The organism is Bacteroides sp. UBA939, from assembly GCF_002293435.1.
GTDB lineage: Bacteria > Bacteroidota > Bacteroidia > Bacteroidales > Bacteroidaceae > Bacteroides.
Map to the genome: position 1 here is coordinate 717 of NZ_DBDF01000064.1, position 14,856 is coordinate 15,572.

15 protein-coding genes are annotated in these 14,856 nt (G+C 42.5%); 13 read left to right on the forward strand and 2 right to left on the reverse strand.

What is annotated here, in order from left to right; genetic code table 11:
- Positions 1–137 precede the first annotated feature (137 nt).
- From B2Z67_RS04175 to B2Z67_RS04190, 4 genes are all read left to right on the forward strand, one after another.
- The gene (locus B2Z67_RS04175; protein WP_291528563.1) at positions 138–2,132 is read left to right on the forward strand and encodes an OPT family oligopeptide transporter; all 1,995 of its coding nucleotides are present in this window, start codon (positions 138–140) and stop codon (positions 2,130–2,132) included.
- Between the two features lie 47 nt (positions 2,133–2,179).
- The gene (locus B2Z67_RS04180; protein ID WP_291528564.1) at positions 2,180–3,049 is read left to right on the forward strand and encodes an alpha/beta hydrolase; all 870 of its coding nucleotides are present in this window, start codon (positions 2,180–2,182) and stop codon (positions 3,047–3,049) included.
- A gap of 14 nt (positions 3,050–3,063) precedes the next feature.
- Positions 3,064–6,279 carry a glycoside hydrolase family 2 TIM barrel-domain containing protein gene (locus B2Z67_RS04185; protein WP_291528565.1) on the forward strand — a complete coding sequence of 1,072 codons (3,216 nt, stop codon included), beginning with the start codon at positions 3,064–3,066 and terminating at the stop codon, positions 6,277–6,279.
- Between the two features lie 282 nt (positions 6,280–6,561).
- On the forward strand, positions 6,562–7,347 hold the full coding sequence (locus tag B2Z67_RS04190) for an N-acetylmuramoyl-L-alanine amidase-like domain-containing protein (RefSeq protein WP_291528566.1): 786 nt from the start codon (positions 6,562–6,564) through the stop codon (positions 7,345–7,347).
- A 57-nt stretch (positions 7,348–7,404) separates the two neighbouring features.
- Here B2Z67_RS04190 and B2Z67_RS04195 read toward each other — a convergent pair whose 3' ends face one another.
- Positions 7,405–8,145, reverse strand: a complete 741-nt coding sequence (locus tag B2Z67_RS04195; protein ID WP_291528567.1) for a Fic family protein — start codon at positions 8,143–8,145, stop codon at positions 7,405–7,407.
- 368 nt (positions 8,146–8,513) lie between these two features.
- Positions 8,514–8,891 carry a hypothetical protein gene (locus B2Z67_RS04200; protein WP_291528568.1) on the reverse strand — a complete coding sequence of 126 codons (378 nt, stop codon included), beginning with the start codon at positions 8,889–8,891 and terminating at the stop codon, positions 8,514–8,516.
- 91 nt (positions 8,892–8,982) lie between these two features.
- Here B2Z67_RS04200 and B2Z67_RS04205 point away from each other — a divergent pair, with 91 nt between their 5' ends.
- The 9 genes from B2Z67_RS04205 (at position 8,983) to B2Z67_RS04245 (ending at position 14,856) form a co-directional block, all read left to right on the forward strand.
- Positions 8,983–9,252, forward strand: coding sequence for a hypothetical protein (locus B2Z67_RS04205; protein WP_291528569.1), 270 nt, complete (start codon positions 8,983–8,985; stop codon positions 9,250–9,252).
- Between the two features lie 5 nt (positions 9,253–9,257).
- Positions 9,258–9,638, forward strand: a complete 381-nt coding sequence (locus tag B2Z67_RS04210; RefSeq protein ID WP_291528570.1) for a LuxR C-terminal-related transcriptional regulator — start codon at positions 9,258–9,260, stop codon at positions 9,636–9,638.
- 22 nt (positions 9,639–9,660) lie between these two features.
- Positions 9,661–9,909: a hypothetical protein gene (locus B2Z67_RS04215; protein ID WP_291528571.1), complete on the forward strand. Its 249-nt coding sequence runs from the start codon at positions 9,661–9,663 to the stop codon at positions 9,907–9,909.
- A 15-nt stretch (positions 9,910–9,924) separates the two neighbouring features.
- Positions 9,925–10,149 (forward strand): hypothetical protein, encoded by a 225-nt coding sequence (locus B2Z67_RS04220; protein WP_291528572.1) that lies wholly within the window; start codon positions 9,925–9,927, stop codon positions 10,147–10,149.
- Between the two features lie 10 nt (positions 10,150–10,159).
- Positions 10,160–10,438: a hypothetical protein gene (locus B2Z67_RS04225; protein ID WP_291528573.1), complete on the forward strand. Its 279-nt coding sequence runs from the start codon at positions 10,160–10,162 to the stop codon at positions 10,436–10,438.
- A 25-nt stretch (positions 10,439–10,463) separates the two neighbouring features.
- Positions 10,464–10,646, forward strand: a complete 183-nt coding sequence (locus B2Z67_RS04230) for a hypothetical protein (protein WP_291528574.1) — start codon at positions 10,464–10,466, stop codon at positions 10,644–10,646.
- A gap of 71 nt (positions 10,647–10,717) precedes the next feature.
- Positions 10,718–10,843: a hypothetical protein gene (locus B2Z67_RS04235; protein ID WP_291528575.1), complete on the forward strand. Its 126-nt coding sequence runs from the start codon at positions 10,718–10,720 to the stop codon at positions 10,841–10,843.
- 54 nt (positions 10,844–10,897) lie between these two features.
- Positions 10,898–11,338 (forward strand): Thoeris anti-defense Tad2 family protein, encoded by a 441-nt coding sequence (locus B2Z67_RS04240; RefSeq protein ID WP_291528576.1) that lies wholly within the window; start codon positions 10,898–10,900, stop codon positions 11,336–11,338.
- Between the two features lie 443 nt (positions 11,339–11,781).
- Positions 11,782–14,856 (forward strand): primase-helicase family protein, encoded by a 3,075-nt coding sequence (locus B2Z67_RS04245; RefSeq protein WP_291528577.1) that lies wholly within the window; start codon positions 11,782–11,784, stop codon positions 14,854–14,856.

A 14,856-nucleotide genomic window follows, 5' to 3' on the forward strand; every position in this document is an offset into this window, starting at 1 on the left:
ACTGAATAAATTCAAAACAGCTTTTAAGAATAAAGGAGAATTTTTTTGATTCTCCTTTTTTTTTGCTTTCTTTGAAGCTGATTTGGATATAATAGTCGATATAATAGCAATAAACATAACAAAGTAATTTAAAATCTATGAAACAAGAAGAAGAGAAACTGGCCGGCTTGCCGGAGAATGCGTTTCGTGAACTCAAATCGGGCGAAGTCTACAACCCACTGATGAGTCCCGACAAGAAGTATCCGGAAGTAAATCTCTGGTCCATATTATGGGGTATCGCAATGGCTATCCTTTTTTCCGCCGCAGCGGCTTATCTGGGTCTAAAAATAGGACAAGTATTTGAGGCGGCTATCCCTATCGCAATCATCGCTGTCGGTGTGTCAAATGCTGCCAAACGTAAAAATGCACTGGGTGAAAACGTAATTATCCAATCCATCGGCGCCAGTTCAGGCGTCATCGTGGCAGGCGCCATCTTTACTCTGCCCGCTTTGTACATCTTGCAAGAAGCCTATCCTGAAGAAATCACCGTTACTTTTACACAAGTATTCATCAGTTCATTGCTGGGAGGTGTGCTGGGTATCCTCTTCCTCATTCCGTTCCGTAAATATTTCGTTAGTGACATGCACGGCAAATATCCTTTCCCCGAAGCTACAGCAACCACACAAGTCCTTATATCGGGCGAGAAAGGCGGTAATCAGGCAAAGCCACTGCTAATGGCAGGTATCATCGGAGGTTTATATGATTTTGTTGTGGCTACATTCGGCTGGTGGAACGAGAACTTTACCACACGTGTAGTTGGTTTTGGTGAAATGCTGGCGGAAAAAGCCAAATTAATATTTAAAATAAATACGGGTGCTGCCATACTCGGTATGGGTTATATTATCGGATTGAAATATGCTTCTATCATCTGTATCGGTTCATTGACGGTCTGGTGGATTATTATTCCGGGCATGTCCATGATTTGGGGAGACAGCGTACTGAATCAATGGAATCCGGACATCACAGCTACCATAGGTAGTATGACTCCCGAAGCGATCTTTAATCACTACGCAAAGAGCATAGGTATTGGCGGTATCGCTATGGCAGGTATCATCGGTATAATCAAGTCATGGGGCATTATTAAAAGCGCCGTAGGACTGGCTGCCAAAGAAATGGGTAGAAAGTCGAATGCGGAAATTATCATAAAACGCACGCAACGCGATATTTCCATGAAGATTATCGCTATCGGATCTATATTGACTCTGGTACTTGTGACATTATTCTTCTACTTTGATGTAATGCAAGGCAATCTGTTGCATACAATTGTAGCTATCGTATTGGTAGCAGGTATAACTTTCCTGTTTACGACTGTAGCCGCTAACGCCATTGCAATTGTAGGAACAAATCCGGTATCCGGTATGACACTGATGACGCTGATTTTGGCATCCGTTGTGATGGTAGCTGTAGGTTTGAAAGGTCCCGAAGGTATGGTGGCAGCATTGATTATGGGTAGTGTTGTTTGTACGGCACTATCTATGGCGGGTGGCTTTATCACTGACCTGAAGATTGGTTACTGGTTGGGAAGTACACCTGCCAAACAACAAACATGGAAGTTCCTCGGAACAATCGTTTCGGCTGCCACAGTGGGAGGTGTAATGATTATATTGAACGATGCTTATGGGTTTACAAGTGGTAAATTGGATGCTCCGCAGGCCAAGGCAATGGCAGCAGTAATTGAACCGTTAATGAACGGCGGAGGTGCTCCATGGCTACTTTATGGTATCGGTGCAATATTTGCCATTATACTGAACGCATTCAAAATTCCCGCTTTGGCATTTTCCTTAGGTATGTTCCTTCCATTAGGATTGAACGTTCCGCTTGTAGTGGGTGGTGCCGTTAACTGGTATGTAACAAGCCGCAGTAAGAATGCTGCCCTCAATGCAGAACGCGGCGAAAAGGGAACATTGCTGGCATCCGGTTTTATTGCAGGTGGTGCTCTGATGGGTGTAGTCAGTGCTGCAATACGCTTTGGCGGTACCGACCTGATGAACTATGCGTGGGTGAATAATACATGGTCTGAAGTACTGGCATTGGGCGCTTACGCACTGCTGATAATCTACTTTATCAAAGCTTCTATGAAAGTAAACCGTTAATCTGCATTATTTGCAGTAGTACAAAAATGAATCTTATAAACTCTAATATGAAAACAATTTTATTAATTACAGCACTGTTTATGACTACGCTGCTTTCCGCGCAGGAACCTGTTGAAATTCCCTTATGGCCTAATGGAATCCCTAATACAAATGGGCTGACAGGTGACCAGGAAGACTTGAACGGAGGGCGTGTGGCCAATGTCGTCAAGCCCACTATCACGGTTTATTGTCCGGCAAACCCCAACGGTATGGCTATCCTTATGTGTCCGGGTGGCGGATATGCCCGCTTAGCAATGAACCACGAAGGCCACGACATGGCATCCTGGTTCAATGCACAAGGAATTACTTATGTTGTTTTGAAGTATCGAATGCCGAATGGCCATCGGGAAGTTCCTCTCTCTGATGCCGAACAAGCAATTCGCCTGATACGCCGGAACGCAGCAGAATGGGGCGTCAATCCCAATCGCGTAGGTGTTATGGGAGCATCGGCAGGTGGACATTTGGCAGCTTCACTCTCTACTCTTTACAGTAGCGAAGAAACCCGTCCGGATTTCCAGATTCTGCTATATCCCGTAATCTCTATGGTACCGGGTATCACTCACGGAGGCTCCCGTCAGAATCTTCTTGGAGATAATCCGATGAAAGAACTGGAAGAAGCATATTCGCTCGAACGACGTGTATCACCTCGTTCGCCGCAGGCTTTCATTGTACTATCCGCTGATGACGGCGCAGTGCCTCCCATGAACAGCATCGGCTACTTCATGGCTCTTAACGGTCAGAACGTTCCGGTTTCCATGCATATCTATCCTATTGGCGGACATGGATGGGGCTTTCGTGATAACTTCACCTACAAACGTCAGTGGACCGGCGAACTGGAAAAATGGTTGCGTGACGGATTGAAATTTGAAAAACAGTAAAACTATAAAAGTATATGAAAAAACTAACCTTTATCACTTATCTCGCATTACTTCCTTTTGCCCTTCAGGCACAAGAGAATCGTTATGAACAGTTGACGAACCCCCAACTGACAGACATCAACAAGGAAGCACCCCGGAGTACATTCACTTCATACAGCAGTGAAGAAGACGCCATCATCAATGACCGTATAAACGGGACATACCGTTTCTCTCTCAATGGGAAATGGAAGTTCAACTACGTGGAAAACTTCGCAGATCGTCCAACGGACTTTATGAACGAGCGTACCGACGTCAGTAGCTGGCCGAACATTAACGTGCCGGGCAACTGGGAGTTGCAAGGCTTCGGTACCCCGATCTACGTAAATCACCCTTATGAATTCTGTTCCAGGGGATACGAGCCTTATTGGGATAAACCTAATCCGCCTTATGTGCCCAAAGAATGGAATCCAACCGGTACTTACCGTCGTGAATTTACTCTGGGAAATGACTGGGACGGAAAAGAAATCTTTCTCAGCGCCGATGGTGTGCGTGGTGCAGCCTTCTATTATATCAACGGCAAATTTGTTGGAATGAGTAAGGATGCCAAGACTCCCGCCCGCTTTAACGTCACTGCTATGGCAAAGAAGGGCAAAAACATTATTGCCATTCAGGTGCATCGTTTCTCGGATGCTAATTATTTAGAGTGTCAGGACTTCTGGCGCATCAGTGGTATCGAACGAGATATTTATCTCTATGCTACACCCAAAATTCATATCGCCGATTTCAAAGTGGAGACTCCGCTGGATACATATTATAAAGATGGTATTCTAAAGCTGAAAGTGAAGCTCGCCAATGAGAGTGACATCAAGACTCCATATATGGTTTCTTATCGTCTGCTGGATAATGACGACCAACAAATAGCACAATCTTCCACACGCGTAGAAAATAATCAGACTGAAGCGGAGTTTACTCCGAAAACAATAAAGAGTCCGAAACAATGGACAGCGGAAACACCTTATTTATATACGCTTGTCATCAGCCTGAAACGTACCAACGGTGAAGTGATAGAAGCAACAAGCTGCAAAGTAGGTTTCCGTACGATAGAAATCAAAGACAAGCAACTCATGGTAAATGGTGTGCCCATTCTTGTAAAAGGGGTAAATGTCCACGAACATAATGAGTACACCGGACACTATGTACCGGAAGAGCTTATGCTGAAAGATTTTGAACTTTGGAAGAAGTATAATGTGAATACTGTACGTACTTGCCACTATCCGCAACAGGAACGTTTCTATGAACTTTGCGATATGTATGGTATCTATGTTATTGACGAAGCCAATATCGAAAGCCACGGTATGGGTTACGGCTTACATGTAGGGGGTACTTTGGGTAATAATCCACTGTTTATGGATGCCCATATTGACCGCACCATGAATATGTACGAACGCGACAAGAATCATCCATCCGTAATTATCTGGTCATTGGGTAATGAAGCCGGTAACGGATTGAATTTCTACGTCACTTATAATACATTGAAAACAGTCGATAACCGTCCGATACAGTATGAGCGTGCCTTGTTGGAGTGGAATACGGATATTTACTGTCCAATGTATGCATCCCCTCAAAGCATTGAGAGATATGCACAAAATGAAGAAATGACACGTCCGCTTATCTTGTGTGAATACGCTCATGCCATGGGTAATAGTCTTGGCAACTTTCAGGATTATTGGGACATTATCGAAAAATACCCGATACTGCAAGGCGGATGCATCTGGGATTGGGTAGACCAGGGGTTTGCCGCCCAAACAAGTGATGGGCGTAAATATTGGGCATATGGTGGAGATTATGGAGAAACCGGTACTCCTTCCGACGGCAATTTCTGTATCAATGGTATAGTATATCCTGACCGTAGTGTGAAACCTCAAACTATCGAGATGGGCAAAGTCTACCAGAATATCAAATTCATTAAGTTCGACCCGCAAACCTGTACGGTACAGATGCGCAATGATTTTTCATTTACTAACCTTAATAAATATGATTTCCATTATATTGTCCGCGAACATGGAAAAGAAATCTATAAAGGTAAAATGGATAATATCAGTGCCGCCCCGGGTAAAACGGTTACCAGTTCGTTTCTGCAAGGTATTCCTAAAGATAAGAATACTACAGGGGATGTCTGCGTCGAATTCTACGCAACTATACGTAATGCAGAACCATTCCTGCCGGTGGAAACGGTAATTGCCTGCGAACAAATTACTGTCCATCCTTTCCATAAAGAGAAAGCCTTGCAACAAAATCTTGCTAAAGCGGATGAAGTTTCTGCGCAGGTTGTATTCTCGGGCAGTGACTTTAAAGCTGTTTTCGATAAACAGAGTGGAATGTTGGTATCTTATATCTATAAAAAGCAAGAGTATATCAATAATAATCAGGGACCCCGTCCTTTCTTTTGGCGCGCTCCAACCGACAATGATTACGGGGCAAAACTTCCAACTCGCCTGAATGCATGGAAAGAAGCAAGTTACCAAGACCTCAAAGCCGAATCATTCAACGTTTCCAAGCAGGATGGCAATTCTGTGGTGAAGGTAAGTTACCGTTTTCCGCAAACGGATGCCCGTTGGGAAATTACGTATAAAGTATTTGCCAGCGGTATTATTAAGGTTGATAACCGGTTTGTTGCCACAGGAACAGAAATTCCAATGATACCTCGCGTTGGTTTGCGTATGCAATTGACGGATGTATTTACCAAACTCACCTATTATGGACGTGGACCGGAAGAAAACTATTGCGACCGCCGTACTTCTCAGTTCATCGGAGAATATACGACTCCAATAAAGGATATGTATGAGCCATATATGCGCCCGCAAGAGAATGAACACCGTACGGATATCTATTGGTGTGCCGTTACCAACAGGCAAAAAGGTGGTTTACTTTTTATTGCCGACCACACGTTCGAGTTCAATGCTTCCAACTATTTACTCGAAACTCTGGATAGCGGCGAAACCATTGACAACGGTGCTCCCCGTACCGATGCGACTGTTCATCGTCACCTTACTGACCCATTACCGCAAAAGTTGGTAGATATGTTTATTGACTATCGCATGATGGGTGTCGGCGGCGATAATAGTTGGGGAGCTACGGCACACGAACCGTATTTGATTCGTCCCGGTATGGAGAATGTTATTGAATATGGTTTCTCTATCGTACCATTCGACAGGAAGACGGATTTTAAGGATTTAATTTATCAGTACTAAACGGGTAATATCATTCTAATCTGCATTATTCATACTGTAGTTAAAGTAGTTATCACTTCGTTAGTAGTTAAGGAGTTAAAGCCGATACTCCGTGAAGCATATAACAAGGCTATCGGTTTTAACTCCTAAGCCAACTTGTTGACTGATAACTCCTCTAAATCCTAAAGCATGAATTATTCAGGCTAATAATTTACAAAATAAATCAGATAATTATTTAATTAATGGAAAGGATGTAGTACATTTGCTGCATCCTTTTTATTTTTATTTTAAAATCGAAGAATAATGAAAACAATGACTACACTCTTACTTAGCGCACTCTGCGTAGCTACTGTCAATGCCCAGACAGAAGATAAAAGCAACGTTATGTTGAACAATGGAATAAGTTTTTTAAATATTCCTTATGTGGCGCATACGTTGGAAGTAAATGATGGTACGGAGGAACTTATCATCAACTGTGACGAAGTAGACTGTACTACTTTTGTTGAATATGCTCTCGCCATGTCCCTTTCGTCTACCGAAGACGGTCAGGTGGCTGAAGGTGAATTTGCTGATAACCTTCAAAAGATACGTTATCGTGACGGCAAAATAAACGGATATATTTCCCGCTTACATTATAATACAGACTGGGCAAACAATGGTATACGCCAAGGATTCCTTGAAGATGTGGCAGCTACTTATAGTCCGTACACTCGGAGAGTATCTCTTTCTTATATGTCTTCTCATCCCGAACAGTATAAACATCTAAGCAATTCTCCTGAGAATGTGGCTAAAATAAAAGAGATTGAGAGTTCTTTGTCCGGTCAGGAATTTCACTTTGTTCCCGAAGAACTGGTGAAATTCAATGGTTTGCCCTGGATTAAGAATGGTGACATCATTGCTATTACTACCAATACTCCGGGTTTGGATGTAACTCACATGGGTATTGCTTTCTATGTAGATGATAAGTTATGCTTGTTGCATGCTTCTTCTAAGGACAAGAAAGTGGTTGTATCTAAAGTAGCACTTGGCCAGATGTTGAAAAGCAACGATAACTGGACAGGGATTCGGGTATTGAGGATGAAGAAGTAATGATATAGGCATACATCAGAATTCATCTTATAAGTGCTGTAAACTAAAAAATGCTATTTACAGTATCTCTTTAATCCGATCTATCTGCCTATTCAGAAAATATTCGGCATATTTGCTGTAATCCTCTGTTTCATAAAAAGCTATCAAGTCCTTTCTGTAGTTCAGAATATCGGAATCTTTGGTAGAATATACGGGAATTATGCCTGCGTTCATTAAAACAATGCTTTCTATCATTCGTGCAGTACGTTTGTTTCCGTCAATGAAAGGTTGTAGACGGGCAAGATTGCAATGCAAATACACTGCCTTCTCTAAAGGGTTGGTGTATCCTTCTTGCTGAAAAAGAATTTCATTCAGCTTGCTTTCTATTTCTTGCTGATTCTTGGGAGGAATATAATCCGTTCCGCTGATACGAACTGCTCGTGCCCGTAGTGACCCCGATTCTTCGTTAGATACTAATTCTGTAGAGATAGATTGATGTACTCTAAAAAGAGTGCGTTCGTCTATAATCTCTTGATTTTTTTCTTTATGGATATATTCTAATTCAGAGATGAACGTGTTGTAGAGGTTTTTAAGCATCTTGGCATCTTCGTACCGTTTCTCCGAAGTAATGCCATCTTTGAGTAATGCTTCGGTCTCAACGTAGGTATACGTATTGCCTTCTATCTTGCCCGAATAGTAGCACCAAATGACTGCCAAGTCCTTTATTTCATTGTAATAAAGTTCAGATAACCTGGATAGAGGATTCTCCAAAATAAAAGAAGCCTTCTTTTGTTGCTCTTCGTTGAATATAGGTTTCATACCTTAGCGTATTTGATGGGGTTATTAACCCCTTAAATCATTGGAGAATCGTTGGTTTTAATCCTCTTTTTAATCCTAAAAACAAAAAACCTTGTAACCATATACTGAAATCCAGTTAGTTACAAGGTTTCTTTGAGGTTCCTGGCGGAGTATCTCTAATACTTATAATCAGCTAATTACATAAGTATCGGTCTACATCCGGACTACATTACTGTAGGAAACTTCATCTTGCACTATACTCTGAAACAGCTTTGGTCACAGACTCTAACTTCGGTGATTCGGGGTTCTTATTTCATTAATACCTCAAATTAATATTTAATCTGTTTCTTTGTTTTTAAATTCATTCCATTTCCCGCCTTTTATAACTGTCATCCGGCAACCTCGGCGATGGTCCCGTGATACAAGTCCAATCTAGCAGATAGAACTGCATTTTCTTGTATAAGACGTTTGTTTTCTTCTTTTAAATTCTTATTTTCTTCTCTCAAATAATTTGTTAAATTGTTATTATTTGATATATTTTTATCGGATGAGAGAAATTTTTCTCCCTCTCCAGTTATTATCCAAAGGATATTAACTTCGGGGAATGTGAGATAAATTTCTCTCAGAGCGTCTGAACCTATTTCTTTAGTTATTCCTTTGATAAAACTCCTACTTTTCCCTATTTTAAGGGAAAATGCATTTGGTGTTAGCTCTAATGCATCGCATAACTCTATTAACCGTTGTTTTACCTGGCTAAAACTTTCCATATTATATTCCTTACTTGATGGCTAAAATTTATCTCATAATATTTTGAAATGAGATAAATTTCACTCATATTTGCACCATATTTCAAAATCAATGAAACAAATGTACGATAAAAACGAAACAAATGCAATAGCGAAAAAACGCTATTCGTTCAAAAAAGGCTATTTACAAGTTACTCTCTCACAAAAAAGAGAAGTGAGAGACAAACTTATGTCCGCTCTCAAAATCTCTCGTCTGACTTATTTTAGTAGTCTTCTTAACGGAGGTATCGTAGACATCAGCATGACTAAATATGAAAAGATAAATGCTGTGTTCTTGGAGTATAACATCCTTGATGTATGGGATATTTCCTCTCTAAATTGACTGATATGAAATCAAACGTTAAACTCGGTTCACGTGAATGTGAAGTCCTCGAATGCATAGCATGGGGAGCTTCTCAAAAAGAAACGGCCAGTTTTCTTGGTATAGCGCCTCGTACCGTTGACAATACAGTTCGGAAAATTAAGTTGAAAACCGGTATGCAGAAAGCGGCTGAACTTTCCGCTTATTGGTTCTGTACTCATTTCGATATATCATTCGATCTTTCTCCATTGATAAGAATGAGATTAGCAACCGTTATGCTCGTGTTTTTCCTTTTTACAGGAATAGACTTCAAGTCTGATCCGATATATACTCGCTGCAATAGGCGTGCACGCATCGAAATTCGGGTTCTGGCGCGCACTCGGGAAATTGATATTTCAAATAGTTAATCAACAAACAATATTTCTACCTATGAGAAGAGTCACTTCACTATCCCCTTGCCTAGACAGGGATAAGCGGATCAAGCCAGATTTATCCGAGAATGAAAACCCGGAAGCCCTGGAAGCTATCAGACAGGAGAAGAGAAATAGGGATATTGGTAAAGTACCGCTCCGGATTAATGCATATACCATTGTGATGGTTGACCCTGAACTTTGTACGCCGCAACATGCCGAGAAGCTGCGGGCAAAATTTGAAAAGGCGAGAAAGCAATTTCCATAACTAAAAATATGAATTATGATAAAGAACCATTTTGAAATGAACTCGAAGGTACTGGCTATACTTTTAGAAATAATCGTTGAAGATAATATTCCAGTGAATGTGACTACCGGCGACAGCCATAAGGATTATGACGGCAGCGCATCGGTTGATGTATTGTTTGAGTATGATTACAGAGATACCGACATTGTAAATGAAGCCCTATGCCGGGCTATAAATTTGACTTTTGATTTAGTAGAATAACAATAAAGATATGAAACTAATTATTGAAGAGGAAACTTATCGCCCAGCTTATGTGGAATCAACGTTTAAAAGCCGATTGAAGACTGCACTAAAATATGATGAAACGATTTGGACGTTTTTCATCAGTGCTAAAAGTATTATGTCACAAGTCCGAACAAATAACCATATCAAAATATGGCAGTTGTATACTGTTGAATTTGAACAGAACAAGGTGTGGATATGGCATCTGAATATCAAAGGAGAAAAGGACAGACTTGTAATGAGAGTGGCGGAGAAACCAATCAATTAAAAACAATAAAGAAAGGAATAAAATTATGAAAACAGATACTGATATAGCTATTGAAGCGATCAATGAGGCATTGAAAGCTTCACGGGATAGGGCAATAAAATCTTTATGCGAAACAACATGCCCCGGCAAGGTAGATTTATGCCGAGCGTATGAACGGGCTGAAAATTGTCCAAAAGTAAAACAGTTTTTAAAACATTACAACGGATAGATATGAAGAAAGCAAAAGTAAGAGTCACTGGGAATTATGTTTCCCGCACCAGTTTTAAAAATCCTATAGATATGATACTGAACTTACCTATAGGTTTTACACATACTGATATTGAGAATAAGATAGTGAGCACGTATCATCCGGAAGGCTATTCTATTGGAAAAGTGGAAGTACTTTGTGTGTATGATGAAGATTAACGTAAAACGAAAAAGTAATAGCCTTGGGCGGCTTTGTAAAACCCATAGATAAAAATGAAAACATTAGATGAAAAAGCAGTATTGTTCTCTGATAGAATAGCAAATCAGAGTGGTGTCTACTCAAAAGGAGAGTTGGAAACGGCTTATGTAACAGGTGCAACAGAAAATCAAGAATTGACCAGTGACGAATGTGGTACGTTTGGGCAAGCGATTGTTTCGCTTCAACGAGGTTTTAATATTGCTCGTAAAGAATGGGGCGGCAAATGCTTTATAGTAAAGCAGATTAACTCTGATATAGCATCGGATATCGTTCCGAAGATGCAATCACTACCAGATGCAGCTAAGAAAGAAATCAGTAAGCATGCGGATGGCTCAATTCATTATCGGGAACAATGTTTGGTTGTGTACCCGGACGCTAAATGTGGGTGTATGGCTACAAACTATGTACCTGACTGGCAGGACATGTTTTCCAATGACTGGATAATAATTGAATAGTCACATTGCCATACGGCGGTTAGATGTCTGCCGTATGGCTCAAAACAAGATAGAAAGGAGTATTTATGACTGTAGGTGAATTAATTGCAGAATTGAATAAGTATGATAAAGATTACGACGTAGTCTTTGATTTAGATACTGAAGATAATGAACTATCGGATATTATACATATATCTGATAGTTCATGAGGGTAGTATGTGGAATGTAGTTTTGAAGTAGAACAATAAAGGGATGAGAATGCTATGTCTCTTTATAACAAACTACCCGCTTTATCGGATGGTAAAAAAGATAAGGTGGGATGCGGAGATAAATGCATTGGCAGAAAGGTTGCTCCCATAAGAAGAAATACAATGTATGCGAACCGGTTTGTTTCGGCTGTACCCGGTAGTCCTGTTGCAGCTTCAGGAAAATCCCGTCATTCGCAGAATGAAATATAAAAGACTATGTACTTTACACAAAACGATGTTACCCGGATAACGGATGCCTCCAAAGGGCGGCTGCTTGACGTTGCCCAGGACTTTCATGAGTTCCGCAAATCCGGAACAAGTTATGTCTGCGATTGCCCTCGTTGCGGGGCAGCCCGGAAATTCAGCATCAATCCGGCGAAAGATGTATTCGGGTGTTTTTCGTGCCATGAGGTGAACGGAGGCGGCGCTCTCTCTTACCTGATGAAAGTAGAAGGCAAAGAGTATCTCGCGGCGCTTGAATACCTGGCCAATAAGTTTAATGTCTTGCTGGATGAGAAACCGGGGACTCAGAAACCGAAGGCAAAGAAACTCAAAAAAGGCAGTAAGGCAGCCAAAGGGGTGGATGTCGACAGTTATTGCGCGCGTATGCTGGCCGCCTCCGGATTGACCGTTGAAGATGTCACCGCCAAGGTTTACAAGAGCGATGACAAATCGGCAATCTTCGAGTCAAGGACGTTTCGCCCCGGCACCATCGACGAGCGTGGCGCCATCATCCAAGGGGATGATGTAATCATTGAATATTATGACCTGGACGGGATGCCGGTTACCTACTACCGTAAGGACAACAAGAAGCGAGTAATCGACGAGAAGAAAGAATACTTCCGTGTTCGCTGGCAGTTCCCGGACTCCCATTTGGATAAAGAGGGCAAGCCATTTAAATACAAATCGCCTCCCGGTTCCGGAACGCCGGTGTATATCCCGGAACGTTTGCGCCGGATGTATAAGGAGAAAACACCTATCCCGCGCCTGTATATTCAAGAGGGAGAGAAGAAAGCGGAAAAGGCTTGCAAGCACGGTATTCCATCGATTGCGGTATCAGGCATTCAGAACCTGGGTATGAATAAGTCTCTTCCGGAAGACGTGGTACGTATTATCACCAATTGCGCGGTTAAAGAAGTGGCATTCATCTTTGACTCGGACTGGGACGACATCTCGGCGAACATCAAAATCAATGACCAGGTGGAGAAGCGCCCCCGGAACTTCTACTATGCAGCAAAGAATTTCAAGGAGTATATGCGGGAATTGAAAAACCGCAATATCTACGTAGAGGTATTCATCGGGCATATACAGAAAAACTCCGCCGGTGACAAAGGGCTTGATGATATCCTGGCTAATACGCTTGCAGGCAATGAAGATGAATTGGCAGCAGATATTGAATTTGCTTGTAATGATAAGAAAGGGTTGGGTAAATACGTAGAGATGTTCAAGATTACCACCCTGACCGACCACAAGATAGCGGAACTTTGGTGTTTGCATTCACATGAAGCGTTCGCGGAACGTCATAAGGATGTCTTGATAAATCTTCCGGAGTTTGTTTTCGGCCGCTACCGGTGGAAATTCGACGACTCCGGAAAGGTTGTCCTGGCGCAACCTTTTGATGATGATGAGAAGTTTTGGAACGAAGAAACCAAATTCGATCGTTCCGGGAATGCACGCACGGAAATTGATTTCTGCTATGTCAATTCGCAGAACTTCCTACAGAACCGGGGCTTTGGCCGCCTTCGACGGTTGGATAAAAGCTACCAGTTCATTCACCTGGATCCGCCGGTGGTTCGCCCCATCGAGGCGAGTGATGCCCGGGACTACCTGTTCCAATTTGCCAAGCATTACTGCAAAAAAGAGGTAAACGAGATGTTGATCAAAGGGGTTTCGCAATATGTGGGCCCTGACAAACTTTCCCTGCTCGGGTTCATTGAGCCTAATTTCATCAGGCCGAACCGGGAAAGCCAATACCTTTACTTCGATAAAAACTGCTGGCACATCACAAGGGACACGGTTAAAGAAATGGGATACGAAAGTATCTCACATCACATCTGGGAAGAACAGAAGAAGGGCGTGCCGGCTAAATACTTAGGCAAGCCGCTGATCCGGTTTCAGATGAAAGACGGGCAATGCAGCTATGATATCACCCGGGAAGGTAAATCCTGCCACTTCCTTCGGTTCCTGGAGAACGCCAGCAATTTCACCTGGCGCAAACAGCCGGAAGAAATCGAAGAAGCGGAAGAGAACGAAAACCGCATCCACTTGCTTAGCAAACTATGCGCTATCGGTTACATGGCCATGGAGGCGAAAGACAACAATGTCGCCCGTGCCGTAATCGGCATGGACGGTAAACAGTCGGAAGTCGGTGAGTCTAACGGGCGTTCCGGAAAGTCGCTCATCGGCGAACTTATGCGCAATGTGACACCAACAGCGTATATATCCGGAAAGCGAAACGATATTTTCGCCGACCAGTTTATTTGGAACGATGTGCAGGAAAACACCAAGTTGGTGTTCATCGACGACGTGCTGCGAAGTTTTAACTTTGAGTTCCTGTTTCCGGTCATCACCGGCGACTGGACGATCAACTACAAGGGCGGCCGCCGTATCACTATTCCATTCGCCAAGTCCGCCAAAATCTATATTCCTACGAACCATGCTATCCGGGGAACCGGTTCCAGTTACACCGATCGCCAATGGTTGATTGCCTTCTCCGACTACTACAATGACGTACACAAGCCGTTGGATGACTTCGGTTGCCTGTTCTTCTCCGAATGGGATTACGAGCAGTGGAACCTGACCTGGAACATGCTTGCCAACTGCATCCAGCTGTATCTAACTTTTGGAGTTGTTCAGGCGCCGGGCGAACGCCTGGAGATGCGTAAACTCCGGCAGGAAATCACCGAACCGCTTATCTCCTGGGCGGATGAATATTTCTCTGACCCGGCACACCTTAATACCAAATTGGTGCGCCCTGAACTTTATGATGCGTTTAAGAATTATGACCGCCGGCAGGAAAAATATATCAGCACTACGGATTTTAAAAAGAAAATCAAGCTATATTGCAAATGGAAAGGCTATGTCTTTAACCCGAACAAGTATGACCCGGTTACCGGCAAGCCACACCATTTTGATAAAGACGGCGCCCCTATCCTGGATGATAAGTCCGGAGGCGTGGAATACTTCACTATCGGTTGTAAAACCATTCCTGAAATCACCGAAGACGCCTCTTCTGATTCCGAACCGCAGTTACCATTTACAGCAGCAAGTAATAAACTAATAGATTATTAA